Source organism: Streptomyces sp. NBC_01474 (assembly GCF_035918215.1).
Classification (GTDB): Bacteria; Actinomycetota; Actinomycetes; order Streptomycetales; family Streptomycetaceae; genus Streptomyces; species Streptomyces aureus.
In genome coordinates this window covers 2,311,169-2,337,608 of sequence record NZ_CP109449.1, presented here as the reverse complement: position 1 = coordinate 2,337,608, position 26,440 = coordinate 2,311,169, and the positions used below count along the sequence as shown (strand labels likewise).

The following is a 26,440-nucleotide window of genomic DNA, read 5'->3' as shown; positions in this document are numbered from 1 at the left end:
GGGCCGCGGAGCTTCGTCTTGCGGTTGCCCAGCCAGGTCCCGATGCGTCTCGCGCCGGCGCGCAGGATGGCGGCCGGGGCTGGTAGCCCGTCAGGAGAATTGCTGGACCCTTGTTGGTCGGATCCGGTGCGCACTCCAATGACGGGAAAAAATTCAGCAGTTGGGCACGGAGCCGGCTGATCTGCCGGGTGCGGGCACTTACCAGGTCGGTGCGACGGGTGATGAGGATGCGAAGGTCAACCGCTATCGCGTCGCCGGGTGCGCACCGTCCGCCGCGTTGTCGAACAGCTCGATGCCCAGCCTCGGCGCATCCGGCCGCGAACTCCGCACCCTCCTTGGCCTCCAATGACCCACGTCCGCAATTCCCGTCCCCGGTACGTCCTGGCATCGTCGGAGCCGGCACCGCAGCTGCCTACCGGCCCGTGATTACTGGGTGGCCAGCCAGTAATCGCCGACCGTCTCAGCCGCCCGGCTCGGCATGTGCCGGGCGTGAGTCGTCACCCGGATGAAGCCGACGCATTCACCTCATCCCGGTGACGAGCATCGGACTCGGGTAGCTTTGAGCTGCCTGCGATCTGCGCTATCTGGATCCCGAGCTGGAGACGGGTTTTGGCACCTGTGAGCTCCATCAGGCCGTGCACGCGCCGCTGTACTGTGCGCAACGACAGGCCGAGTCGGCTTGCGACCGCCTGGTCGTTGAGGCCGGCGGCGAGCAGGCCCAGGATCCGGCCATCCATATGGTCGACCTTGCCGCGGGCCGACTCCTGGGCCAGCCCTTCGGCGCTGACGGTGACGGGTGAGGCCTGCTCCCAGACCAGGTCGAACAGGGCGAGCAGTGCGTCCAGCAGTGCGCTGGGCCGCACCAGGAGAGCGCCCTCGGCGTCTGATCCGTTCGTGCTGCCGGCGATAGGGACGAGAGCCAGTTCGCGGTCGGCTATCAGTAGCTTCAGCGGGACAGCGTCGACGATACGGAACTGCTCGCCGGCGGCGATGGCGCGATCCACCGCATCCAGCATCTCCGGACCTTCGTCCAGCATCCGCCGCTCCCACACTATCCGGTAGGACACGCCACGGGCAGCGACGACTACTTCGACGTCGTTGTCGGCGATGCCGACCGTCAGCAACGGGCCCTGAACCAGGCAGCGCACCTCGCTGCGTGCGCCGAGCTGCAGCTGGGTGAAGCGCTGCCGGATGGCCGCTGAGCCCCGCACGACTTCGATCACCTCGGGCGAGGCGCGATGGGTGACACCTGTGCGGTAGAGCTCTCCGAGAGAGTCGAGCTCGATCTCTGCCCGCTTGAGCGCGCTCTGGTGCTCCATCAGCAGGGCCCCCAGAGCCAGTTCGGGCGGGGAAGCCGTCAGCTGCTCCCGGGACTCGCCGCTGTGCGCGGCAAGGCCGAGGTGTTCCAGGCGGGCGAGCAGCCGTGCCGCTTGCCCAGGTGCGACACCCAGCGATGCCGCCAACTCCGCAGAAGTACAGGAGGGGCGGCGCAGCAGCTCGCGGTAGGCATTCAATTCGTCATCCGTGAGTCCCAGCACACCGAGATCATGACGGATCCCCGCCATGGTGCAACGGTCCGCGTCTGGCGACTTTGCGCTATGTCGTAATATCGCCACGCTGTGTCCATTGCCGGTGACGCACGCCTCCTGCCAACGTGAGTGCTGACCGTCCGGGGCCAAGGGCCGGGACACGCGCGGTACGTCGGTGCTGAAGGCCGGCAGCGCCTGAGGCCTGTACCGAATCGGCGGTCGACTGGCGGTTTCGCTGGCATGACCAGTGCCGAGAGGCTTGCCGGCTGGGTCGCGGAAATCCTCACCATGCAAGTAGCCCGAGGCAAACGTGCAGTACGAGATCTGGGACACCTCACCGCCCACATCGCCGGAGCTGAGCCGGATAGCCGGCTGGGCGCGCGCTGGCCGCCCTGCTGCTGCGCGACCAGCTCGCCGGGGGGAACCGGAACTGATCGAAGCAGCCAGTGCAGCGGGCACCAGCTGGGCCGACCTCGCCGCCCCTCCGCCCGTTCCCGGACCACGCCGGGGCGGTGGGCTGTGCGTCGTGCGGGTGGACGGTCACGTCCGAACGGACCGCACCAAAGACCTGGAAAGAATCCCCCGACCCCGAGCGCGACACCAGGCTCGACTGCATCGAGCACGTCCTCGACCGCTTCCCGGACCGCGTCTTCGCGTTCGACGAGTTCGGCTCACTGGGGATCCGGCCCGACCGGGTGCCGGCGACCTACCACCGCACCCACGGCGTGCGGTACTTCCACGGCTGCTACTCGGTTGGCGACGACACCCTGTGGGGCGTCAACCGGCGCAAGAAGGGCGCCGGGAACACGCTGGCCACGCTGAAATCGATCCGCGCCACCCGGCCCGACGGCGCCCCGATCTACGTGATCCTGGACAACCTGTCCGCCCACATGGGCACCGACATCCGGCGCTGGGCGACGAAGAACAAGGTCGAGTTGTGCTTCACACCGACCTACGCCTCGTGGGCCAACCCCATCGAAGCCCACTTCGGACCGCTGAGGCAGTTCACCATCGCCAACTCGAACTACCCCAACCACACCGTGCAGACCCGGGCATTGCACGCCTACCTGCGGTGGCGCAACGCCAACGCCCGCCACCGCGACGTCCTGGCCGCCGAACGCAAGGAACGCGCCCGCATCCGCTGCGAGAAAGGCATCCGCTGAGGCGGTCGGCCCCTCGCCACGGCGCTGTGACCGCCAGCGATATGTGGCCAGGGGCGGTCGCAGGACCCCTGGTGACCAGCCTGTACTCACGGGTGGTTGGTCATTTTGCTCAGCCGTAGCTGGTCAGTACGGCAGCGATTCGTCGCATGCTGGGCTGAGGCGTGCTTCGTGGGGCGCAGCGGTCGGCTACTCGCCCGTGACGCCGTCGATGGCCTCGCGGAGGAGATCCGCATGGCCGACGTGGCGGGCGTACTCCTCGATCACGTGCTCAAGGACGAACCGCACATCGGTGTCACCGAATTCCGGGTTCGGCACGATGCGCGCGAGGTCGACGGTCACCTTCGCGAATACCTGCCGCGACTCCTCGCACGCCTTCAGGTAGTCCTCGTAGACGTCCGTGGCCGGCGTAGCGTCCGACTCGTCGTACCAGTCGCCACCGTCAGCGGTGACGGAGGTCCGATAGGGGAAGAAGCGAGGCGTCGTGCCGGCCAACGTCCGCTGGAACCAGGCACGCTCAACCCCCTGCAGATGGCGCATGAGCCCCAGCAGGGTCAACGCCGACGACCGCACAGGATGTAGCCGCAGTTGTGCATCCGAGAGGCCCTCGCACTTCCACAAGAAGGTCGCTCGGTGGTAGTCGAGATTCGAGGCGATCACCTCCAGCCACAGACCCGATACTGCGCGCTCAGGCCGGACGATCTTCTGGACCACCATGTCGCTCACGCTGGAGTCTCCTTACCGGTCATCAAGCTTGGTCGAGTCCGTACGTGCCCACGATCCGAGGACTGGGTGGCGCCTCTACTGGCACCTCGCGAGCACGTCCGCCCAAGAAGACCTCTCTTCGTATCGGAACTCATCGCTCGATGCCGCCTCGGGAGTGGCCATCCACGGCTGCGAGTGGCCAGGTATCGCCGCGAGTCACCGGCGGCCTGAACGCAACCCGGCGAACCTGTGCGGTCACAGCACTAGGCAGGCTTCGGACGCAGTTGGAACATCGCGCGCGGCACCCAGAACGCCGAGCTCCAGCACAGAGGGGGCGTCTGTCAGTCCCAGCACATCGGGAATTGTGGAGGATCCGGGCACCGTAAATATGTCCGGGCGGGGCGAGTTTGCGCTATGTCGTAAGACCGCCTCCCCCTAAGCGTTGATGATCACACAAACTCGCTGGGAACGTCGTAGCTCGCTGCCCGTTCGGGTACGCAACCACGTCTGTTGCGGCAGGAGTCGACGTCCCGATGCAAAGAATCCGCGCCCTGGACCGAAGAAGAACAACTCTGGTCCTGTCTCTCCTCGTTGCCCTCCTGGCGGGCCTCGTTCTCGGCCCGCTGGGAAGCGATCCTGCGAGAGCGGACCAGAAGATCGACGTCGGCCTGGTGGCCGACCTGAAGAAGGATCAGGGCACACCGTTCTGGGTGCGGTTCGGTATGAAGGCCGACCTGCGCAAGGCCTCCGCCATCAAGAGCAGGGACGGACGCGGTAAGGCCGTGCTGAAGGCTCTGCGTGATACCGCCCATGCGCAGCAGGCGGACGTGATCGCCAAGGTGAAGGCCGCGGGCGCTGACTACCGTGCCTTCTGGGCCTCTAACACGGTCTATGTGACCGGGGGTTCGCTGAAACTCGCCGAGGACCTCGCCAAGGGGGCCGAGGTGAGCCGCCTCCAGGGCGACCATGTCTATAAGCTGCCGGAGCCGATCAAGGCCGCCAAGGTCGCGGCCGTGAATACCGCTGCCGACGACGCCCCGGTCGAGTGGGGCCTGAAGGCCATCAAGGCCGACCGCGTGTGGAAGGACTTCAACACGCGCGGTGAGGGCGTCGTCATCGGTTCCATCGACTCCGGCGCCCAGTTCGACCACCCGGCCCTCAAGGCCTCCTACCGGGGCACCCGTGCGGACGGGACGTACGACCACAACTACAACTGGTACGACCCGACCAACACGTGCGGCACCCCCTCGCTCGAGCCTTGCGACAACGTCGGGCACGGCACGCACACCATCGGCACGATGACCGGTGGCAAGGGCACGACGAGCGATATCGGAGTCGCCCCCGGCGCCAAGTGGATCTCCGCCAAGGGCTGCGAAACACAAAAGAGCTGCACCAGTTTCGCGCTGCTCGCCTCAGGTCAGTGGATGCTCGCGCCGACCGACCTGAACGGCAACAACCCCCGGCCGGAGCTGCGTCCCGATATCATCAACAACTCCTGGGGGCTCGACAACGGCATCGCCGTCGAGCCGTTCTACCAGGACATGGTCAACGCCTGGACCGCTGCCGGGATCTTCCCGGTCTTCGCCAACGGCAACACCGGGCCCGGCTGCAACACCGCGGGCAGCCCCGGCGACTACACCTCCACCTACGCCGCGGGCGCCTTCGACGTCAACGGGAACATCGCCTCGTTCTCCTCGCGCGGACAGGGCGAGAACGGTGAGATCAAGCCGAACATCGCCGCCCCGGGCGTGAGCATCCTGTCCGCGGTGCCCGGCAGCACGTACGCCACCATGAGCGGTACGTCGATGGCCGCGCCGCACACCGCGGGCGCCGTCGCCCTGCTCTGGTCGGCCGCGCCGCGCCTGGCCCATGACATTCCTGCGACCCGGGCACTGCTGGACCGCACGGCCGTCGACGTCGACGACACCAGCTGCGGCGGCACCGCGGCGGACAATAACGTGTGGGGCGAGGGCAAACTGGACGCCCTTGCGCTGGTGGACGCCGCGCCCCGCGAGGGCACCGGAACGGTCACCGGCAAGATCACCGACGAGAGCGGCAAGCCCGTCGCCGGCGCGAGCATCCACGTCACCGGCGCCCTTGACCGCCAGCTGGTGAGCGGCAGCGACGGTTCGTACGAGCTGCGGCTGACGGCAGGCGAGTACAAATTCGCCGTGGCCGCCTTCGGCTACACCGGCACCGAGAGCACCGCCACCGTCACCGCCGGCAACACGGTCACCGCGAACATCACCCTGAAGGCGGCGCCCAAGGCGACCGTCCACGGCAAAGTCACCGACGGATCGGGTCACGGGTGGCCGCTCTACGCCAAGATCACGGCGGAAGGTGTGACGCAGGCAGGCCCGTGGTTCACCGACCCCAAGACCGGCGAGTACCAGGTGACGCTGCCGCAGACCGCGGAGCACACCCTGCACGTCGAGGCCGTCTCGACCGGCTACCAGGACAAGTCCGTCCAGGTGCCGTTCACCGGCGACGGAGCCAAGGACGTGTCCCTCGCCATCACGCCCGATCGCTGCGAGGCACCCGGCTATGGGGTGAAGGGCCTGTACGAAAACTTCGACTCCGGGAACAAGCCTGCCGGGTGGCGTGTCGTCACCCACTCCGATCTGAGCGGCTGGGCGTTCGACGACCCCACACCGCTGGGCAACCGCACCCTCAAGGGCCGAGGCGGCTTCGCCTCCGTCAGCAGCCGGATGAGCACCTTCAAACCGCGTGACTCCGAGCTGATCAGCCCCACCGTGGACCTGACCGGCGTCAGCGAACCGGAGCTTTCGTTGGAGAGCCTCTACCGAGCGAATACGGGCTACAACCCCCCGCTCCAGTCCACCATCAGCATCGATGTGTCCACCGATAACGGCGCGACCTGGACCGGCGTCTGGTCACGCGGCCTCGCACTCGCACAGGAATCGCTCAAACTGCCCCTCCCGCAGGCCGCAGACAAGTCCCAGGTGAAGGTCCGCTTCCACTACGACGCGCCAAGGAACGAAGGGTGGTGGGAGATAGACGACGTCCTGATCGGCGACGCGACCTGCACGCCCCTCGACGGCGGCCTCGTCGTCGGCCAGGTGAGCGACCGCAACACCGACGCGGGCCTGGCGGCGGCCACCGTCTCCACCCCGTCCGGGGAGTCGGCCCGCTCAGCGACGACGCCGCAGGACCCGGCGACCGGCGACGGCGTGTACGTCCTGTTCTCCCGCGCCGGAGAGCACGAACTGACCGCCACCCATGAGAATTTCACCGCCGAGAAGAAGACCGTCACGGTCCGCGAGAACGCCGTGACCGGAGCCGACTTCACCCTCGACGCCGGCCGCCTGAAGGTCGCAGAGGACTCGCTGTCCGGCGCGGTCCCCTTCCGTGAGCGCGCCATGAAGAAGCTCACGTTGACCAACACCGGCAAGGCCCCGCTCACCGTCGAGACCGGCGCGGGCGGCGACGCTGCGGCCACCAAGTCGGCGGAGCGGAGCAAGCCCAACCCAGAGGTGTCGGTCAAGGTCAAGACCAGCATGAGCTTCCTCACTCCCGACAGCAGCAGCCCGCTGTCCAGCACCGACACCGGCGCCGCAACCGGCACTCAGGCAGGAACCGCCGGCGACGATGAAGGCGGCGACTGGCGGACCCACACTTCGTACCCGGCCGGAATCTCGGACTCGGCTGTCGCCGTGGACGACGGCAAGATCTACAGCATCGGCGGCTACGAAACCATCCCCTACCCGAATGGTCCCTTCGGCTACAGCGAAAGGAAGACCGTCAGCGCTTCCTACGTCTACGACCCCATTGCCCAAAGTTGGTCGCCCATCGCCCGACCGCACATCGCACGGGTCGCTGCGATGGCGGCGTTCATCGACGGCAAGCTGTACGTGACCGGCGGCTGGAGCGCTTCGCAGACGCTGGCGACCCTCACCGAGGTGTACGACCCGAAGACCGACACCTGGACCACCGCCGCCAGCCACCCCCGTGGACTCACCGGCTCGGGAAGCGCAGTCCTCGACGGCAAGCTGTACTTGGTCGGCGGCTGCGCCGAGCCCGACAACACCCTCGTCGGCACCTGCAACCAGACCGACGTCCACGTCTACGACCCGGTCAAGGACCGCTGGACAAGAGCGGCCGACTACCCCGTGGGGGCGGCTTTTTCAGCCTGCGGCGGCATCGACGGCAAGCTCTACTGCGCGGGCGGCATGAACAAGGCAGGCGTTCTGTCCGACGCCTACGTCTACGATCCGGTCTACGACCACTGGTCGCCGATCGCGAAGATGCCCAACGGCTCCTGGTCCTCCGCCTACAGCACCAGTGGGGGCAAGCTGCTGGTCGCCGGCGGCGTCCGCGACGGCAACACCAACGGGACCATCACCAATGAGGGCGTCGCCTACGACCCCAAGACGAACACCTGGTCGGCGCTGCCGAACATGAAGTATCCGACCTACCGCGCCGGCTCGGCTTGTGGAACCCTCGTGGGCGGCCTGACCGGCGTCATGAACGGCAACGCACGAGTGCAGAACCTGCAGGGACAGGACTGCGACACCGGAAGTGTCTCGTGGGCCTCGCCCGAGCGGACGCGGATCACCCTCGCTCCCGGCGAGCGCACCACGCTCACCGTCGCTCTGGACAGCAAGGCCATGGAGCAGCCCGGCACCTATGACGGAGCCCTCCACCTGCGCACCGACTCCCCGTACGCCACCCCGGCCGTCCCCATGACGCTGCGGGTCACCCCGCCGCCCACCTGGGCCAAGGTGGCTGTGACCGTCAAGGCCGAACAGTGCGACGGGACATCGGAGCAGATTCAGGGTGCCTTCGTGAAGATCGACGGACAGGCCACCCTGGCCCGCAGGTCGGACGCCGACGGACAGGCCTCGGTCTGGCTGCCGGTCAACGACGGCGGCCACGAGGTGACCGTCATCGCCGCCAAGGACGGCTGGAGCTCGGCGAGCGAACGCCTCACAGTCAAGCAGGGCGACACGCAGAGCCCCACGCTCACCCTGAAGCCGGCGGGCGGGTGCGCGGCCCGATGAGACAACGACTGAGACAACGACTGAGACCACGACCCACCACCGCACCCACGACACCTTCGGAAGGGATCCGGGTGACCCTCATGGGCCGCAGACCCCTACTCGGCACCGCCATATCCGTCGTCGCCCTCACCGCTGGGCTGCTCACCGGCTCAGCGGCCGGCGCAGACGGACCCGACATCACCGTCAGTACCGACTCCCTGACCGCCGGCGCAGAACTAGGCGGCAGCACCCAGGAGACCTTCACGGTCACCAATCACGGCACGGATACCCGCACCGTGACGCTCGCAGAGTCCGGCGGCGGTTTCACCATCCAGGACCTGAAGGACACCGGCGCGCCACGCCGGGAGATCACAGGCACACCCGACCCGCACCGGCTCGCCACCGGTGGAGACAGGCAAGCCAAGGCCGCCCCCCAGGAGGCAAGCCCTGCCGAGGCACCATGGCAGGACATCACCGATCACCCCACGCCGGTCATGGACAACCTGGCCGCCACCGGGCCCGGCGGAAAGGTGTACTCGGTCGCCGGCATTTCCGACCGCAAAGTGATCGCCACGGCCCGGGTCTACGACCCGGTCGCGGGCACCTGGAGCACCATCGCACCCCTGTCCCAGCCGCACGAGAAGCCGGCAGGGGCGTTCATCGACGGCAAGCTGTACGTCACCGGCGGCTGGGGCGCCCCTGGCGACGTCCTCAACGTCGCCGCGACCGAGGCCTACGACCCGGCCACCGACAGCTGGGCCACCAAGGCCGCGAGCCCGAAACCGCTCGCCGGGCAGGGCGCTGCCGTCCTCGACGGACAGCTGTACACCGTGGGCGGGTGCGCCGTAGCCTGCGGTTCGACCGCCGTCCTTGCCTACAACCCGGTCACCGACGAATGGTCGAAGAAGGCGGAGTACCCGGAGCTTGTGTCCTGGGCGTCGTGCGGCACGCTCGGCGGGCGGCTGTACTGCGCGGGCGGAGAGGTCGACCAGAACGGCGTCGCCGTACCCATCAAGAACACGTACGCCTACGACCCGGCCACCGACAGCTGGACCAAGCTGGCCCCGATGCCGGAGGGCCTGTTCGGGGCTGCCTCCAGCGCCGCCAACGGCCGGTTGCTGGTCTCCGGCGGCTCCAACGGCCAGGATTCGTACACCAACGCCGGCTACCAGTACGACCCCCAGGACGACAGCTGGAGCGCGCTGCCCAACGCCAACCACATCGCCTTCCGAGGTGGCAGCGCCTGCGGCTTGTACCGCATCGGAGGCACGACCGGTGGTCTCGCAGGCATCATGGCGAATGCTGAGAAGCTCCCGGGCTACGAGGCCTGCGGCGACGGGGTGGACTGGCTGACCACCGACGACGCGGCGTTCACGGTACAGCCCGGCGCGACCCACACCGTCACCGTCAAGATGGACACCTCGGGCTTCTCCCAGCCCGGCACCTACACCGCCGCCCTCCGCCTCGGCACCGATCACGGCGACCATGTCGACCCGGTGAAGGTGACCCTCACCGTCAAGGCACCGCCGCAGTGGGGCAAGATCGCGGGCACCATCACCACCGCCGCCTGCGCACCAGGTGGTGGTGGCCCGCTGGAGAAGGCCTCGGTCACGCTCACCGCCAAGGGCGTGCACCGGGTCATCAGGACGGCGAAGGACGGCACGTACGCGCTCTGGATCGGCGAGCACGAGGGCCCGCTGACCGTCATCGTCTCCAAGGACGACTGGCAGCCGAGCAGAGCGGACGTCACCCTGCAGGCGGGTGCCACCCGGACGGTGCCACTGGCACTGGATCCGTACCCGTTCTGCCCGGTGGCATAGCGCGTGGTCGTGCGCCGCAGCCTGCGGCGCACGACCACCCTTGAGATGCACGACACTTGAGGCCGCCTGTCCGCGCACCGATCGCCGGACGGGCGGCCTCTGTGATCGTCGATGCCGCCGCAAAGCTTCCGCCGGTCAGAAACCTCTGGCCGAGCGTCCTCGGCGCAGGGTGTTGGGCCGGTGAACGCCCGGGCCTGAAGGCGTTCATCGACTCGTCACCGAGGGCAAATTGGGGGGAACGGCATCAGACGAATCGGTCTTTCGCGCTGACCATCCAGGCGTGCTTCTCCAGGGAGTCGGTGATCGCCTGCACCAGGTCAGCCGAGGAGGGATCCTCGCAGTCGGCCTGGTCAGGGGAGGGCCGGGCGCCGCTGGCCGGGCTCGCCCGACTACTACTGCCCCGGCTGCTCCACGGGCACCGGATCGTCACACCACGTACCTTGCTCGCCTGGCACCAGCGCGTGAACCAGCAGCGGTGGACCCAGCCGCCTTCCCCGGCCGCTTGCCGGTATCCAACGAGCTGCGCGACCTGATTAATCATCCGGCTCGCTGGCGAGAACCCACGGTAGGGCGCACGCCGCGTGCACGGCGAACTGTGCCGAGTCGGACACAGGACCAGCGCCGCCACCATCCGACGCGTCCTCCGCACCGCAGGAGTCGGCCCCGCGCCCCGCCGTCACCCGGTGCGCCGAGAGTGGGCCACCTTCCTCAAGTCCCAAGCGAGCGGCCTGCTCGCCGCCGACTTCCCCCACGTGGTCACTGTCGGACTGCAACGGCTGTATGCGCTGTTCGTCATGGAAGCGCGCACCCGCCCGTGCACATTCTGTACGTCACCGCCCATCCGGCGCCGCCTGGGCCACCCAGCAGGCCCATCAGGTGCTCCGGCAACTCGGGGACGGCTCTGCCGACTTCACCCACCTGATCCGGGACCGCTACGCGAAGTTCACCGCAGCCTTCAATGCCGTCTTCGCCGGCGAGGGCATGACCCTCGCCGAGATCCCCCACGCAGCCCCAACAGCAACCCGCACACGGAGGGATTCATACGCTCCGTAGGGGAGGAGTGCACTGCCCGGCTCCTGCTTTTCGACCGAGGCCACGCCGGGAAGATCCTTGATGGCTACGCCCGCCACTTCAACCGGCACCGGCCCCACCAAGAGCGAAACAACTTGAGCCCGGCCTCATCAACGAATACCACCGAGCAAAAGCGGTAAGCCCGCATTTCACACTTGATGAAGCCATTTTGGATCACTACGGGCGCGGTGGGACTGGGACCTCATTGCCCCTTTCGGTGTGATGGCCATGGTCACCGGTCAGCGACCTCTACACGGCAACCTGCGACGCTGCTCAAGTCGGCCTGCCATCCGGCCAAGTTCATGGCCGCACGGCCGGAACCAGCCGATCACCTTCGGGGTGCGGTTCCCGTCCGAGCTCCACTCCGGTCACCCATCCGTTCGCCGCAGCGTGGATGCCGAGTTGGAACCGGGTGCTCGCGCCGGCCCGTTCCATCAGCACGTGCATGCGGCGCTGGAGCGTGCGATAGCTGAGGTCGGCCTGGCGGGCTATTGCCTCGTCCGGCAGCCCCGCGGTCAGCAGACTGATCAGGAGCCGGTCCTCCTCGGAAAGGGCCTGGGAGTCGTCATCGGAGCCCTGTGGGTGGAGTGGCTGGGCGACCACCCACAGGGCCTCGAACAGCGCGGACAGCGCGTCGAGGACCGCCGAGCGGTGCAGGATGACGAAGGAGGGGCTCGGGTCAGGGCCCGCCCCGGCCCGGAGCGGCATCAGGGCCAGCCGGTCGTCGACGAGCGCCATCTTGGTAGGCACATCGGCCAGCACCCGGGCCTGCTCCCCCGCTTCCGTCCACATGCGCACCAGCTCCTGGCGCCCTGGAACGTCGATGCTGTCCGCGTCGTACACGCCCCGGATGATGACACCGTGGCTGAGCAGGTCGAGTTCGGGCTGGTTCGGATCCCGGCCGTCGAGGTAGGGCGGTTTGTCGAATACCCGCAACTGGTGTCGTACGTTGCGCATCAGCTGTTCGCTGCGTTGCAGCACCGACGCGGCCCCGGTGACGATCTCGATGACCTCGGCCGGATCGCGGGTCGCGGCGGCCCGCCGGAACCGCTCGCTGAACTCTCCGGCGCGAACCCGTGCCTTGTGCAGCTCCTCCTGCCGGCGGAGCAGCAGGCCGTCCAGGGCGACTTCGGGGTCGATGGCGACGTACGTGACCGGGCGTCCGGGCCGGCGGCCGGCGAGCCCGGACGACTGGAGCCGGCGCAGCGCCATACGCACTCGGGCCGGTGCGAGCCCGGTGATGCCCGCCAGGTCGTCGAGGCTGACCGGCCGATTGGTGAGCAGCGAGGCGTAGACGGACTCTGATTCGCTGTCGATTCCCAGCACCTGAAGCATGGCGGTCATCCTGACCTGCCGTGCGGCTTCCCACAACAGGGGCGAGCGAGTGGCAAAGACTCGCCATCGGCGACCATCCGCCGCTCTCACATGTTCCGTAAGTGTGAGCCCGTCAGCTTCACTTCCATCGAACACACACCCTGGAGTGCCGCGCCGCATCGCCCCCTGATGCTGTGGCACGTGTGGTGCTCCAGGTGCGTTCACGCCCCGTCCCTGAGAGGGAATCTATGCGCATCTCGTCCCAACGAATACGGCGAACCGCCGCCACCGGGGCGGCCGTCGCCGTAGTGCTGTCCTTGACCGGTCTTCCCGGTGCGGCCAGTGCGGCGCCGCCCACATCGCGTCCGTCCGCCGCGGGCTCGGGACTCCGGCCGTCACCGAGACCGGCGCCCTCGATGCTGACCCTGATCACCGGTGACAAGGTCGCCGTGACGACCGGAGCCGACGGCAAGCAGGCCGTGGACATCGTCAGCGCGACGGACGCATCGAAGCATTTCCAGATCTCCAGCGGGCGGGACGGGGACCTCTACGTCATCCCCGAGGACGCGCTGAACGCCGTGTCCGCCCAGATCGTGGACCGCGAACTCTTCAACGTCACCCAGGCGTTGAAGGACGGCTACGGCGACGCGAAGACCGATGCCGTGCCGGCCATCGTCGACTTCCGAGGCAAGGAGTCCGCCGCGGGTCTCCGGCAGCAGGCCAAGGCTCTGCCCGGCACCGAGGGCGAACACACCATGCCGCGCCTCGGCCTGGCGGCAGTGCACGTCAACAAAAGTGCGACCAAGAATTTCTGGCGCTCCGTCAAGCCAACGGCCGGCAAGGCCAAGAGTGGACCGGACGCCATGGTGCCCGGCGCCGCCGGAGTGACCAAGCTCTGGTACGACGGCCGGGCCAAGGCCACCCTGGACCAGAGCGTGCCTCAGATCGGCGCCCCCGAGGCCTGGGCGAAGGGCTTCGACGGCAAGGGGGTCAAGGTCGCCGTGCTGGACACCGGCGCCGACCTGAACAACGCCGACATCAAGTCCCGTATCACCGCCAGCCAGAGCTTCGTCACTGGCGAGGCGGTCCAGGACGGCCACGGTCACGGTACGCACGTCGCCTCCACCATCGCGGGCAGTGGCGCCAACTCCGGCGGCAAGTACAAGGGCGTCGCTCCCGGCGCCGACCTCCTCATCGGCAAGGTGCTCTCCAACGCGGGCAGTGGCCCGCTGTCGGGGATCCTGGAGGGCATGGACTGGGCAGTCGCCCAGGACGCCGACGTCGTCAGCATGAGCCTCGGATCCCGGGCCACCGCCCCGGGTGGGGACGTGCTCACCAACGCCGTGGACTCGCTCAGCGCCTCTTCCGGCACCCTGTTCGTCATCGCGGCAGGCAACGACGGCAGGAACGGCGCGTCGACACTCGGCACCCCGGGCATCGCCGACGCCGCGCTCACCGTAGGCGCCGTCGACAAGTCCGACGCCCTGGCCGACTTCTCCTCCCGCGGCCCGCGCCTCGGCGACATGAAGATCAAGCCGGAGATCACTGCCCCGGGCGTGAACATCGTCGCCGCCCGTGCCGCAGGTACGACCATGGGTACCCCGGTCGACGCCAACTACACGGCGGCCAGTGGTACGTCCATGGCGACCCCGCACGTCGCGGGCGCCGCGGCGATCATGGCCCAGCGCCACCCCGACTGGTCCGGGGAGCGCATCAAGGAGGAGCTCACCGCCCACTCCAAGAAGTCGGACAACTACACGCCCTACCAGCAGGGTTACGGGCGCGTGGACATCCCTGCCGCCCTGGACCCCGCGCTGGACCTGTCGGGTACGGGCGACTTCGGTCTGGTCGAGTGGCAGAAGGGCACGTACGAGAAGGAGACACGCACCGTCACCATCCACAACTCCACCTCTTCCGCGACCACCCTGGACCTCGCCGCCTCGGTCAAGGACGCCGACGGGACCGCGCTGCCCGACGGCGCGCTGACCCTGTCGGGCCCCGACGTGACCGGTGGCAAGGTCGCCGTCCCGGCCGGCGGCAGCAGCGAGGTGACTGTCACCCTCGACCCGAACGGACTGAGGGCCGGCCAGTTCAGCGGCTACATCACCGCGACCGGCACCGACGGCGAGTCGGTGCACACTCCGGTCGGCTTCGTGATGGCCGTCGAGCAGCACGATGTTACGGTCAAGTTCACCAACCGGTTCGGCAAGATCCCCGGACGGGTCCAGCTGGTCCTTCACGGCATGAACAACTCCACTTTCAGGAACATCTCCCTGGTTGATCAGGGCTCCACGACCGTCACGTTGCCCGTCGGCGCGTACTCCTTCGAGGGCATCACCTACACGGAAGCCCCCGGCGACCCGACCCGCACCTACGCGATCGACGGCTTCTCCATCCCCAACATCAACGTCACGGACCAGGACGTGACTCGCAGTGTCGACGGCACCAAGGCGACCGACTTCACCGCGAAGATCACCGGTGAGAAGCGCCCGCTGGAGAACGCTTCGTGGATGACGCTCGTCAGCCGCAGCGACGGAGCCGGCGGTCACAACAACACCCTCGGCGAAGCCGGTCTCATCAACGGTTCCGACTCGAAGATCGGCGCCGTGCCCACCGAGCAGCCCACCACCGGTGACCTGCATCTGTTCAACGCCCTCACCCAGCGCGAGCCGATCACGCAGCTCAGCGTCACCAGCCCAGGGCGCATCTCCGTCCCCGTGGTGACACCCGGGTTCGCCCAGCGCTTCGAGGGCACGAAGAACCTGCGGCTGGCCGACGCGGGCAGCGGAACCGCCGAGGACATCGCCGCTGCCGACCTCAAGGGCCGGGCCGCGCTCATCACCGTGGCCGACCCGCGCAAGATGGACGATCAGGTACGCCGCGCCTCGGCCGCCGGAGCCACCGCCGTGATCGTGTCAACCGCGAACCAGGGCCCGCTGTTCAACGGTTCGCTCGCCGCCGACCAGACCATCCCGGTCGCCATCGCGAGCCACGACAACGGCGAGAAGCTGCGCAGCCTGCTCGGCAAGGGCAACGTCTCCATCGCCCTCAAGGGTGTTCTCGAGTCCGGCTACGCCTACCACATGCCGTTCGGCACGAGCGGCATCCCGGCCGACCTGACCAAAACCGTGGACGCCGCCGACTTCGTCAAGGTCCGCAGCGCCTACCACGCCGACCGCGTGCGTCACCAGGGCGCCGAAACCCTGCACAGCTGGGCCCCGGGCCAGCCGACCTCATTCCGTGCCGCCCAACCCCTCAACATGGGCGCCACCAGGGACGACTACCAGCTGGCGGGCTCCAACCTTGTGTACCAGCGGATGGTGTACCCCAGCACCGCGTACCAGGCGTACATGACGGGCCCCCGCACCACGTACACGACTGCCGGCAAGACCTACCGGGAGAACTGGCTCGCCGCGCCGATGCACCCACCGATGGAAGACCCGTCGATCTGCGCCTTCTGCCGCAGCGACGTCTGGACCCGGGCCACGGGGACCGTCGCTGGCGACAGCGACCCGACCCACTCGCTGGTGGCCACGCCCCCCACCCTCACCAACACCTGGACGTTCTACCGCAACGGTGAGCAGATCATCGACCAGTCCAAGCTGATGGTTCCGCAGAAGGCCGAGTACCGGTTCGTCCAGGAGGTCGCCCGGGACAAGGACTATCCGGGCGTCACGCTGGGCGGCAAGGTCCGCACGGAGTGGAACTTCACCTCGGCGGCGCCAACCACCATGTCCGTCAAGGACTGCGAGAAGTACACGCCCAAGCCCACGTTCTGCGAGTCCCTGCCGGCCGTCATGCTTGGCTACGACGTCCCCCTGGACATCCTCAACCAGGCACCGGCGGGCAGCCCGTACACCTTCACCGTGAACGCGGGCCGGCCCAAGGGCTGGTCCGGGTCCACCGCGATGGCGGGCGCCAAGGTCTCCGTCTCGTACGACGACGGCGCCACCTGGGAGAACGCCAAGATCGTGCGCGAGGACAACAACTCCTTCCAGGCGTCGGTACATCACCCGAAGCTGTCGGACACCAACGGATACGTGACCCTACGGACCGAGGTGTGGGACGCCGCAGGCAACCGCACCGTCCAGACCATCTACCGGGCCTACGCCCTGAAGTAGACAGCACCGGTCGGACACCCCTTCGATCACAGGCCGCCGCGGCCCGGAGTCCGGGCCGCGGCGGCCGCATGCCCGGGCCGGACACGGACCCGTGGCGTGGATCCACGCCACACGCGTCCGCGCTCCTCGCCATCGACATGAACATCCGGGCAGCGATCGCGCACCGGGCCGCCGAGACCCTGGCCCCGATCGCTGGCCTCCGCGAACGCGCCAGAGCCGCGGGCGTACCGGCCATGACGATTCAGCACCAGGAGACAGGCCGGAGAACGCACCGAGGGCTGGGACATCGCGCCCGGAATCACGTCCCGCCGACGAGGAGGCCGTCCACAAGACCAGCGACAAAGGGCGCGGGCTTGCGGCGGCTGCCGCCGAGTGGTTGCGGCGCACAGTCACGGCAGCCGATCCGCGGCGGACGCCGACCAGTGATCTGCCCAAGCGCAGGCTGCGGTCCGCAGTGTGGTTCCCGAGACGCCGAATCGTAGGAAAGCTCCCCACAGGCGATACCGCCATCACCGTCGAGACCCGGCCGGCACCGCGGGGCTCCGAGCAAGTGACGCTTACATCCGACCGCTGCCAACCAGCGGAACTTCCCCCCATCACCTTGGTGACGGCTACTCGCCATGGCGATGAAGCGCCCCCGAAACGCCTTGTAGCCGTTACCGAGGAACGGCCCTACAGGGCCATCCCCAACTCCTATGAGGTCTCAGCTCATGCTGCGAAATATCAACCGCCGGGCCGCCGTGGTCGGCACCACGCTGGCCGCCCTGGCCGCGTTCGGCGCGGGCACGGCGAGCGCCGCCAGCACACAGACCGCCGACATGTGTGGGTTCGTGCCCGGCAACGTCTGTTACATGACTGCCGACCAGCCGGGCGCGGCGAACCTGATACCCGGCGGTGAGCCGCGTACCTTCTCGCCGGCCGTCGACATCACCAGCATTTCGAACGGCACCGGCAACACGCAGTACTGCGTCAGCGCCGACGTGAACTTCAGCATCGGCCCGGGGCAAGAAATTGATCTTCCGCACAACACGGTGATGTCCATGACCACGGTCTCCATAGACACCGTCTGCCCCACGTGACGGCGAACGTGCGGCCCGTGAGGGCCTGACAGTAGGCGGGCCGCGCGCACTTGACGACGTGCGCTCGCCTGGCGGTTCAGCTCAGCCCTCCTGCTCCGGAGGTCAAGACCTGGAGCGGGAGGGGCTGAGCCGACATGGCGCACGGACGCTTGAACACTTCGACGTCCAAGTGTTGGAGTGTGGTTGCGCCGCGGCGTGACCAGGGCCTTCTGCACGGTCCTCTCGCCGACGCCGTCCTTTCGCATGAGAGCCCGCAGCGACATGTTGGCCTTAGCTCACGGCGGATCGCCGCGTGCAGCTGGGCCTTGGGCTTCCGGTAACGCCCCGTCCCCTCGTCGTGCAGGGCACGACCACGCTCGCGAAGCAAACATGTCACACATGTGCATTGCTTGAGGCGCGGGGATAGTGGCCCATCCACGCAGGGACGACCGACCCGGCCATGCCCGTGCAGCCGAGACGGAGAACGACATGATCGATGACGAACTGGCGGCAGATGCTCATGCTCGAGTGACCCGCGGAACGTGGAAGAGGCCGGAGCCGCACCGCCGACAGTGCAGCTCCGGCCTCGCTCAAGGTGGGCCGGCCAGCCCCTACTTCAGGGCGTACGCCCTGGTGACGGTCTGGACCGTGCGGTTGCCGCCGGCGTCCCACGCCTCGGTCCTGAGGGTGACGAAGCCGTTGGTCTTCGCTAGACGAGTAGATCCAAAGTTCGGGCCCGTCGAAGGGGCGAGGGTGTCCAAGATCCGTGTGTGACGACAGACCTGAACACCCTCTTGACTGCACTGTACGTAAAGGTTGACGACGAGATCGAAGGAACTCGATGCCTCGGCAGGCCGCCGTTGCTCAGCGACTCCGAGCTCGTCTGCCTGGCCGTGGCCCAGGCCCTGTTGGGCTTCCACTCCGAGTCCCGCTGGTTGCGCTACGCGAACAAGCACCTGTCCGGCATGTTCCCGTATCTGCCACAACGCGCGGGCTACAACAAGCGGCTCCGCTCGGCCCTCGGCCTGGTCAAACGCATGATCCGGGAGCTGGCAATGGACAGCGACTTCTGGTTCGACAACCACTGGATCACCGACTCCACCCCGGTGCCGTGCGGCATGTCGCGCCCGACCGTGCAGCGGTCCAACCTGGCCGGCTGGGCCGGCTACGGTTACTGCGCCTCACACTCCCGGTTCTTCTGGGGGCTGCGGTTGTACCTGGTCTGCACTCCGATCGGAATGCCGATTATGTGGGCGCTGGCCGACCCGAAGATCGGCGAGCGCGAAGTCCTCGCCGCGATGCTGGAGGTCGACGCCAACCTGGTCGCCCGGCGCGAGGGCATCGTGCTGATCTCGGACAAGGGCTTCGCGTCCAAACCGTTCGAGAAGGCCCTCGCCGAGCAAGGCATAGAGCTACTGCGGCCCTCTCGCAAGCGGGAGAAGCAGCGATACGGGGAGCCGATCCTCAAGAAGGTCCGCCAGCTCATCGAGTCGGTCAACGACACCCTCAAAGGCCAGCTTGACCTGGAACAACACGGCGGCCGGACCATCGAGGGGGTCGCCATACGCGTCGCTCAACGCATTCTGGCGATGGCCGCTGCGATCTGGCACAACAACAACACAGGCGCACCAGTCACCCGCTCGCTGATCGCCTACGACCACTGATCTTCGGCCGCAGACCTGGTTCATCGCGTGGGCATGCCTCCATGCGGACTATTGACTACCAAGGGCAGTGATCCCTCCACCAGGTAGGGGTGCTCGGGGTAGTAGTCGATGTGGAGGTGGCTTCCGTCTTCGGCCGTGGCCATAGCATGCAGATTTTCGGCCAGGATGGCCCTGGCGTCGGCATCGCCGCTGATCACAAGAGTTTGCCGCTGGGCATCGAGGTCGATGCGGAGACCGGAACCGAGTGCCTTCCCGACCTTGATTCCCGCCAGCGTATTGCTGTCGTGCGAAGACGCGGACGCAGCACTGATGAACCCAGCACCCTCGGCGACCGCGCTTGCCAAGCAGACCAGTTCTCTCGCCGTCGCGGTGAGATCTACCTCGCCATAAACGGGATCGGACAAAAGTCTCACAGGCGTCGCTCCTTCAAAGCCAGCCTCCATGATGCCCGCGAAGATCGCCGCCCACTCACCCAGGTACATCGGAACAACTCGTCTAGTGCAGGCTGCCGCAACGCCACCTCGAAGGCGCCGCCGTGCTCCCGGTCGACCTTCGCGGGCGTCCAGGTTGCCCCGTCGTCGTAAGACGCCGAGACCTTGGCCCCGACGATCCCCGTGGAGCCGGTCCAGCCCTTGGCGCGGCCCTCGTGCACGGTGGTGTCGACGTCTTCGACGCCGTCGGCGTGGTGGGACTCGTGGTCGCGGCGCCGGGCGGGCCGGTCAAGGTCAGGGCGGCCGGCCACCGGCGGCGCGGCCGACGACCACCGCGGATCGTCGTCGCTCACGGGGTCTGTGCATGGGCGGTTCCCCTCATGAGTCGCGGAGCGGCGCCGGGTGACCGCCGCAGGATGGGCAACGGGCCTGGTGCACCGAGGCGTTGTAGTGCTACCGGGACGCTACGAAGGGAGTAGGGGGTAACACCAGAGCCGGGCGTGGCGGCTCCTGCCCCGGCGACAATTCGCCACACCGCGGGCCGGGAGACAGGTCCGGGTCACCGTCTCAGCGGTCCAGGTCACCGCCACCGTGAGCCGGGTCGGCATCCCCACGCCGTGTGACCCACCCACGCTCACTCGCGTACCAGCCGAGGTGGAGCCGGTTCTTGGAACCGCTCAGTTCCATCAGACGCTTGAGGCGCCGCTGTACGGTCCTGGCGCCGAGGCCCAGTTCACGGGCGATGCCCACATCAGTGAGTCCGATCAGGACCAGCGAGAGGATCTGCAGGTCCACGGCGGCCGGGCCGGGGTCCGGTTCCTGCTCCACATGGTCGTCCTCACCGAGCCGGAGGGGCAGCCCTTGGCGCCACAGCGACTCGAAGAGGGCCACGAGGGACACCAGCAGGCCGCTGGAGTGGGCCACCACGGCGGCCGGTTCCGGCGCGGGGCCGGAGTGCACGGGAAGCAGCGCACGGGCTCGGTCGGCGATGACGAGTTTGGTGGGGACGGTGTCCAGGACCCGGACTTGTGTGCCGCGCCGCAAGGCCGCGGTCAGGTCGGCCGTGATCGTGCCGTTCTCGGGGAACATGTCGCGCCCCATGACGACGCGGTAGTTCACGCCACGGGTCGAGGCCAGAATCTCGGCGGCCGCGTTCTCCTCGGATGACACGGCGAGCGGTCGCGTGGTGATGAGGGCGCAGATCTCCCGTTCGGCGCCCAGCTGGAGCTGGGTGAGGCGCTGGGACACCACGCCCGCCCCGGTCACGACCTCGACGAGGTCGTGTGCGAGGGGTTGGTGTTCCTGGGGCCGGTAATCCTCGACGAGCCGGACGGCGGCCAGCTCCGCGCGCTCCAGCTCGTGCCGCTGCTGGGCCAGGAGCGGCGGGAGGGCCACCGACGGGGGCTCCGCCACCCAGCGTTCGGGCGCTTCGGACAAGGCCTTGACCAAGTCCCGCTCTACGAGGCCTTGCAGCGCCACGAGCACTCTGTCCTGGGCGATACCGAGGCGCCGTGCGAGGTCGCCCGTGTCCGCCGCACCTTGCTCGACCAGTTCCCGATAGGCGTTCTCCTGAACACCATCGAGGCCTATCGCATTGAGCACCAGCGTTCCCTTGTCCTTCTCAGCTCATGGGCATGGCCCGGTGCGGTCGTGCCGCGCTCCGGGCCCTACCGCGTTCCTGCTACTTCGTCACGCCGACCGCACGGACGACCTCCTGGCGCACGGAGCCGCCCCGATCGTCAGAGGCCGAGGCCCGCAACGACAAGGAGTGCGCCCCGTCGGGCACATGCAGCGCCCCCTTCCAGGAGGCCGAGCCGCCGCTCGATCGGTCCAAGTGGACCGATGTCCAGGTCGCCCCGTCGTCGTACGAGACCTCCAGCGACCCGCCGCCGATCGTCCCCGTGCCGGCCGCGCCTTTGACGTACTCGGCGCTCAGGCCGATGTCGAGTCGCTGCCCGGCCCGTACGTCACCGTGCAGATCGGTGTCCACGTCGAAGCCGAGGTTGAGCAGCGGCAAGTACGTCCACTGGTCGTCGGGTGTCCGCGCCGACTTGAAGGTCCACTCGGAGTGGCCCTTGCTGGCGAGTCCCCACACGTCCGGGTCGAGGGTGGTGTCGGTGACCACCTTGTAGGTCTGCTCGCCCGGGTCGGCGTTCGGGTAGGTCACACCCGAACCGGTCAACCTGCTGAGCAGCGTTCCGTTCGCGTACAACGCGGTGACCTGGGTCAGCGAGTGCTGGCCCCACACGTCGCCGAAGCCGGTGTGGTCGGGGCCCGAGTCGCCCCAGCCCGGTGTGTTGAACTGGAGGCTGTTGCCGCGGCGTTGCTGGCCCCAGCCCAGGCCGGTGCCCAGCCAGGGGTGCCAGACTGGCTTGAACCAGTCGAGTTTCGTGTGGCTGCCGCCCATGTACGTCACCAGCCCGCTGCGCTCCTCGATCGCGTCCGGACCGTTGGTGACTGTTTCGTGCCAGCGGTCGTCAGGGCCGGTGCTGACGTAGTCGGTGCGCTCGACCGGGAACCGGACCTTCTCCCGGAGGCCCGTCCCGATGGGGAAGGTGTCGCTGATCAGATAGCGGAACTCACTGCCGTCGGCGGCCTTGGGAGCGTGGAACCTGGTGTTCAGTTCCGCCAGTTGACTGCTACCGGGGCGGTACGTCAGGTCGGCTGCCGGAATCGCGCCGGGGTGCGCGTCCGTAAGGTCGTAGACGTACGGGGTGTACTCCGTACCGATCAACTGGATCGGCTCGTCGTGGCGGGCGGCCGCGAGGAGGCGTCCCGCGTCCGCGGTGTCGACGGTGGCAACAGACAGGGGTCGGGCCGAGCCGTCGGCCGCCGCGAAGGAGGCCATCAGCCTGCCGGGCGTGTCGTCGGTGACGAACAGCGCCTTCGCGCCCGCGTCCTGGGCGTTCTGCGCCAGCTGCGCGGGGGTGGTCGCGTTGGTCCGGTGGACGACGACGGCCTTGCCGCGCATGTCCTTGCCCGCATAGTCGGCCGTGCCGCCGGCCCCCGCGTCGACAACGCGGAGAGTCCGCCGTCCGGTGAACAGCTCAGATCCGGGCTGGGCAACGGTTTCGCGCAGGCGCGTGCCGTCCGCCTCGGTGTCGAGGCGCGGTTTGCCGAGCCGCCACACGGTGCGGTACTCGAAGGTGCCGTCGGTGGGCCGCTGGGTGGGGGCGGCGAAGACGCTGTCGTACTTCAGGGGGACCTGCACGGAGTCGGTGTACGAGGCCCCGTTCGCCGACCGGTTGAACTTCATCACCAGCTGGCGGGTCTCGGTGCGCCGGTCCACGTCGGCCCGGACCTCGCGCAGCGTACGTCCGTCAAGGGTGACTTCACGGTCGCGGTCGAGGGTGACATCGGGGGCGCTGAGGAAGCCGAGCGCGAGTGAGTCCTTGCCGTGGCTGCCGTGCACGTCGAGGAAGCTGTCGATGCTGTACGTGCCCGGCTGCAGGCGCAGTTTGACGGTGCCCGATGCGTCGACCGCGGCGGGGAAGGGCGATGCGCCCTTGGCGAGCTTCTGCATGCCGAGACGTGCGGCGACGGGTGCACCATCGCGGTCCTTGACATGCACTGTAAGGGTGTACCGCTCGTCCTCCTTGACCAGGCCGAACGCGGTGTGCGCGACCACTGTGTCGCCGCTCTTCGCGACGATCTGCCCGGAGGTGGTGCCGACGGGTGCGCCGGAGCCGTCACTGGTGACGGTGGTCTGCGCGCTGCCGTGCGCGGGCACGGTGAGCGTCGAGTCGGCGAGCGTGACGGTACCAACGGGCGCACCCTGGGCCGAGAGGTTCAACTCGACCGGCTGGTCGGACGAGTTCGTGTAGGTGAGTGTCTTCGTCACCGGCTTGTCCGCGTCGTACGGCCAGGAGTAGAAGCCGAGGTCGGCGCTGCCGGTCGCGGTGATCTGCGCCGCGGTCGCGGACGGGACGTCGACGCGGCCCGCGCCCAGCGCGTAGGCGGAGGCGTCGAGCTGTTTGGACGTGCTCATCAGGGCGTCCTTGAGCTGGGCGCCGGTCCAGTCGGGGTGCTTCTGGGCGAGGAGCGCGGCGGCACCCGCGACGTGCGGAGTGGCCATCGACGTGCCGCTCATGGTGGTGTACAGGCCGCTGCCGCTGACCAGTTGGGAGCGGGCGGCGAGGATGTTCACGCCGGGCGCGGAGAGGTCGGGCTTGAGGGCGTTGTCGCCGGTGCGGGGGCCCTTGCTGGTGAAGGAGGCGGCCTTGTCCGCGGAGTCGACGGCGCCGACGGTAAGCGCGGCGTCGGCGGCGCCGGGCGCGCCGATGGTGCCGGCTGCACCGGAGTTGCCCGCGGCAATGACGAAGAGGGCGCCGGTGTCCTTGGAGAGGGTGTCGACCGCCTGGGACATGGGGTCGGTGCCGTCGGTGCCCTGCTGCGAGCCGAGGCTCATCGACACGATCCTGGCTTTGACGTCTTTCGCTGCCCACTCCATTCCGGCGATGATCTGCGACTCGCTGCCGGAGCCCTGGTCGCTGAGCACCTTGCCGACCGCCAGGGTGGCGTCCGGGGCGACGCCGCGTTCCTTGCCGTCGGACCCTGCGCCGCTGCCGCCCACGGTGGAGGTGACGTGGGTGCCGTGGCCGTTGCGGTCGGCTACTTCTTGACCGTCGATGAAGCTCTTGGTCTCGCCGATGCGGTCCTTGAGGTCGGGGTGCGTGGCGTCGACCCCGGTGTCGAGGACGGCGACCTTCACGCCCTTGCCGGTGAGCCCGGCCTGCCAGGCCTCGGGGGTGCCTATCTGGGCGTTGCTGTCGGCCATGTCGGCATTGACGCGGCCGTCCAGCCAGATCTTGGCGACGCCGTCGCCGAAGTGGGCGGTGCCTGAGGTGGCACTGCGCGCTCCGGGTGACGCGGCGCCGGATTCGGCCGGGGACGCGGCACCGGGCGCGATCGTGTGCCAGAACCGCCCCGACTTCCCGGCTTCGACGGCCGTGCCACGCACACTTGGCAGGTCCCGCACCCGCTCGGTTCCCCGCGGCGTCGCGGCGCGACTGCCCTTCGTATACGTGACGATCAGGGGCAGTCCGTCGGCGGACCGGTCGTCGAGTCCCTGCTTCATCAGCGCGGTGACATCGAACAGCCGGGGGTCGAGCTCGCCCGCCTGGAGGTAGGGCTGGGCCTCGTCGGGTACGACGGTGATTCGGCCGCCCGACGTCTGCGTGTGGACGGCCCCCGTCGCGTCGTCGGGACGCTCGACGGCGACGGTCTTCCGGCCACCCCCCAGGTCGGTGACGGTGACCTTGTCGCCGGTGATCAGCGTGACGGTGTGCGCGGCGTGGACCGCACGGGTAGGGGCGTGTCCGCCGGCCGACGTGCTGAGAGCGCTGGCCGCACTGGCGGGCAGCAGGGCGAGCGAGAGCCCGGCCGTCGCCAACAGCCTGGCGCCACGCCTCGCGGGTGGTCTGCTCATGACGTTCTCTCCTCGTGCGCCCGGGGAACGGATAGTTCCGGGCGCACGGAAGAGTTAACGGTCTGCCAACTCCAGTGACGACACTCCGGCTTGGCGATTCATCGCCATGACAAGTTGTCGCCAGTGTGAGCTGCGCGTGCGGGAGGGGTACGTGACGCGCGCGTACGGACGCGCACTTCACGCCCAGTCGTGGTGGCGCGTGTACCAGCCGAGCTGGATGCGGGTGGTGACGCCGGCCTGCGTCATGAGGGCCTGGATGCGGCGCTGCACTGTACGGGCCGATACTTCCAGTTGCGCGGCGACCGCAGTGTCGGTGAGGCCCGCGAGGAGCAGCCGGAGGATGCGGGTGTCGAGGGCGTCGAGGCCGTGGTGCGACTCGCCGTAGGGGCGGGCACGTTCCCACACGGCGTCGAAAAGGGACTGGGCGACGGTGGCCAGGCCGCCGCGCAGCACGATGCTCGGGTCGACCTGGCTTCCGGAGCCGTGCAGTGGCAGCATCGCGGCCTCGCCGTCGCACACGATGAGCTTGAGGGGGATGCCCTCGACGGTCCGGATGCTCATGCCCTGCGCGAGTGAGGCGTCGACGTTCTCGACGGCGCCCGGTTCGTGCAGGAACCCCTGGTCGATGACGGCGCGCGCCTGCAGCCCACGAGTGAGGACCGTCTCCTCCTGGGTGTTGTCGGGTCCGACCACCTGGGGCGCGCCGGTGACGAAGGTGTCGATACGGCTCCGTGCGGAAAGCTGGAGCTGGAGGTAGCGCTGACGCACGGCGTCCCGGCCTTCGACGACCTCCACCAGATCGCGTTGTGCTCGGCCCATGCTGCCGGTCCGGTAGGCCTCGACCAGTTCGGCGACGGCGATCTCGGCGCGGTTGAGACGGTCGCGCCGGGCGGCCAGCTCGGCGCCGAGGGCGACCGCGGGTGAGGAGGCGACATAGCGGTCGCCCGCCGGGGTGGGGCCTTCCTCGTCCCGACCGGCCATGGCGCGCGCCACCAGAGAGGTCAGCGCGGCGCCGGCCGCCGCGGGGGCTAGGCCCGACGCCTCGGCGAGCTCGGCGACGGTGGCAGAGCGCCTGCCGACCAGGACGCGGTAGACCGCCTCCTCCTCAGTGCCGAGCCCGAGATCCCTGAATACCACTG

14 protein-coding genes and 1 pseudogene are annotated in these 26,440 nt (G+C 68.5%); 7 read left to right on the top strand and 8 right to left on the bottom strand.

Translation table 11 applies throughout. The features are described 5' to 3' along the window. Window positions 1-497: 497 nt before the first annotated feature. Window positions 498-1,565, bottom strand: coding sequence for a helix-turn-helix transcriptional regulator (locus tag OG758_RS11055; protein WP_326709827.1), 1,068 nt, complete (start codon window positions 1,563-1,565; stop codon window positions 498-500). Window positions 1,566-2,068: 503 nt separating this feature from the next. Between OG758_RS11055 and OG758_RS11050 the strand changes: the two are divergent. Continuing rightward, window positions 2,069-2,692, top strand: a pseudogene (locus tag OG758_RS11050) (transposase); the annotation flags it as partial. Between the two features lie 186 nt (window positions 2,693-2,878). Here OG758_RS11050 and OG758_RS11045 read toward each other — a convergent pair. Beyond that, window positions 2,879-3,415, bottom strand: a complete 537-nt coding sequence (locus OG758_RS11045) for a DinB family protein (RefSeq protein WP_406428262.1) — start codon at window positions 3,413-3,415, stop codon at window positions 2,879-2,881. A gap of 512 nt (window positions 3,416-3,927) precedes the next feature. Here OG758_RS11045 and OG758_RS11040 point away from each other — a divergent pair. The 3 genes from OG758_RS11040 (at window position 3,928) to OG758_RS48965 (ending at window position 11,425) form a co-directional block, all read left to right on the top strand. After that, window positions 3,928-8,415 carry a S8 family serine peptidase gene (locus OG758_RS11040; protein ID WP_326709825.1) on the top strand — a complete coding sequence of 1,496 codons (4,488 nt, stop codon included), beginning with the start codon at window positions 3,928-3,930 and terminating at the stop codon, window positions 8,413-8,415. An 80-nt stretch (window positions 8,416-8,495) separates the two neighbouring features. Continuing rightward, window positions 8,496-10,214 (top strand): kelch repeat-containing protein, encoded by a 1,719-nt coding sequence (locus tag OG758_RS11035; RefSeq protein ID WP_326709824.1) that lies wholly within the window; start codon window positions 8,496-8,498, stop codon window positions 10,212-10,214. 794 nt (window positions 10,215-11,008) lie between these two features. Next, complete coding sequence (locus OG758_RS48965; RefSeq protein WP_406429116.1) at window positions 11,009-11,425, top strand: integrase core domain-containing protein; 417 nt, start codon at window positions 11,009-11,011, stop codon at window positions 11,423-11,425. Window positions 11,426-11,585: 160 nt separating this feature from the next. On the opposite strand, the gene OG758_RS11030 is transcribed toward OG758_RS48965, so the two are convergent. Further along, entirely contained in the window at window positions 11,586-12,620 is a 1,035-nt protein-coding gene (locus OG758_RS11030; RefSeq protein ID WP_326709823.1) for a helix-turn-helix domain-containing protein, read from the bottom strand. A gap of 395 nt (window positions 12,621-13,015) precedes the next feature. Here OG758_RS11030 and OG758_RS11025 point away from each other — a divergent pair, with 395 nt between their 5' ends. The 3 genes from OG758_RS11025 (at window position 13,016) to OG758_RS11015 (ending at window position 19,442) form a co-directional block, all read left to right on the top strand. Then, on the top strand, window positions 13,016-16,720 hold the full coding sequence (locus OG758_RS11025) for a S8 family peptidase (protein ID WP_326709822.1): 3,705 nt from the start codon (window positions 13,016-13,018) through the stop codon (window positions 16,718-16,720). Window positions 16,721-17,430: 710 nt separating this feature from the next. Then, the gene (locus tag OG758_RS11020) at window positions 17,431-17,799 is read left to right on the top strand and encodes a hypothetical protein (protein ID WP_326709821.1); all 369 of its coding nucleotides are present in this window, start codon (window positions 17,431-17,433) and stop codon (window positions 17,797-17,799) included. Window positions 17,800-18,548: 749 nt separating this feature from the next. Then, window positions 18,549-19,442 (top strand): IS982 family transposase, encoded by an 894-nt coding sequence (locus OG758_RS11015; protein ID WP_326709820.1) that lies wholly within the window; start codon window positions 18,549-18,551, stop codon window positions 19,440-19,442. Between the two features lie 20 nt (window positions 19,443-19,462). Here OG758_RS11015 and OG758_RS11010 read toward each other — a convergent pair whose 3' ends face one another. The 5 genes from OG758_RS11010 to OG758_RS10990 all read right to left on the bottom strand — a co-directional run bounded on the left by OG758_RS11010 (window position 19,463) and on the right by OG758_RS10990 (window position 26,438). Beyond that, a complete protein-coding gene (locus tag OG758_RS11010; RefSeq protein ID WP_326709819.1) occupies window positions 19,463-19,855 on the bottom strand; it encodes an Imm32 family immunity protein in 393 nt (130 codons plus the stop codon). Continuing rightward, on the bottom strand, window positions 19,852-20,226 hold the full coding sequence (locus OG758_RS11005; protein WP_326709818.1) for a hypothetical protein: 375 nt from the start codon (window positions 20,224-20,226) through the stop codon (window positions 19,852-19,854). The genes OG758_RS11010 and OG758_RS11005 overlap by 4 nt, the downstream gene beginning before the upstream one ends. A gap of 214 nt (window positions 20,227-20,440) precedes the next feature. Beyond that, the gene (locus tag OG758_RS11000; RefSeq protein WP_326709817.1) at window positions 20,441-21,475 is read right to left on the bottom strand and encodes a helix-turn-helix domain-containing protein; all 1,035 of its coding nucleotides are present in this window, start codon (window positions 21,473-21,475) and stop codon (window positions 20,441-20,443) included. A 79-nt stretch (window positions 21,476-21,554) separates the two neighbouring features. Then, window positions 21,555-25,301, bottom strand: a complete 3,747-nt coding sequence (locus OG758_RS10995; protein WP_326709816.1) for a S8 family serine peptidase — start codon at window positions 25,299-25,301, stop codon at window positions 21,555-21,557. A gap of 177 nt (window positions 25,302-25,478) precedes the next feature. Next, window positions 25,479-26,438 carry a LuxR C-terminal-related transcriptional regulator gene (locus OG758_RS10990; RefSeq protein WP_326709815.1) on the bottom strand — a complete coding sequence of 320 codons (960 nt, stop codon included), beginning with the start codon at window positions 26,436-26,438 and terminating at the stop codon, window positions 25,479-25,481. Window positions 26,439-26,440: the final 2 nt, after the last annotated feature.

Bases quoted from the DNA above. Each gene is read 5' to 3' on its own strand.
- OG758_RS11055 (WP_326709827.1), bottom strand. From the start codon at position 1,565: ATGGCGGGGATCCGTCATGATCTCGGTGTGCTGGGACTCACGGATGAC.
- OG758_RS11040 (WP_326709825.1), top strand. From the start codon at position 3,928: ATGCAAAGAATCCGCGCCCTGGACCGAAGAAGAACAACTCTGGTCCTG.
- OG758_RS11035 (WP_326709824.1), top strand. From the start codon at position 8,496: ATGGGCCGCAGACCCCTACTCGGCACCGCCATATCCGTCGTCGCCCTC.
- OG758_RS48965 (WP_406429116.1), top strand. From the start codon at position 11,009: ATGGAAGCGCGCACCCGCCCGTGCACATTCTGTACGTCACCGCCCATC.
- OG758_RS11030 (WP_326709823.1), bottom strand. From the start codon at position 12,620: ATGCTTCAGGTGCTGGGAATCGACAGCGAATCAGAGTCCGTCTACGCC.
- OG758_RS11025 (WP_326709822.1), top strand. From the start codon at position 13,016: ATGCTGACCCTGATCACCGGTGACAAGGTCGCCGTGACGACCGGAGCC.
- OG758_RS11020 (WP_326709821.1), top strand. From the start codon at position 17,431: ATGCTGCGAAATATCAACCGCCGGGCCGCCGTGGTCGGCACCACGCTG.
- OG758_RS10995 (WP_326709816.1), bottom strand. From the start codon at position 25,301: ATGAGCAGACCACCCGCGAGGCGTGGCGCCAGGCTGTTGGCGACGGCC.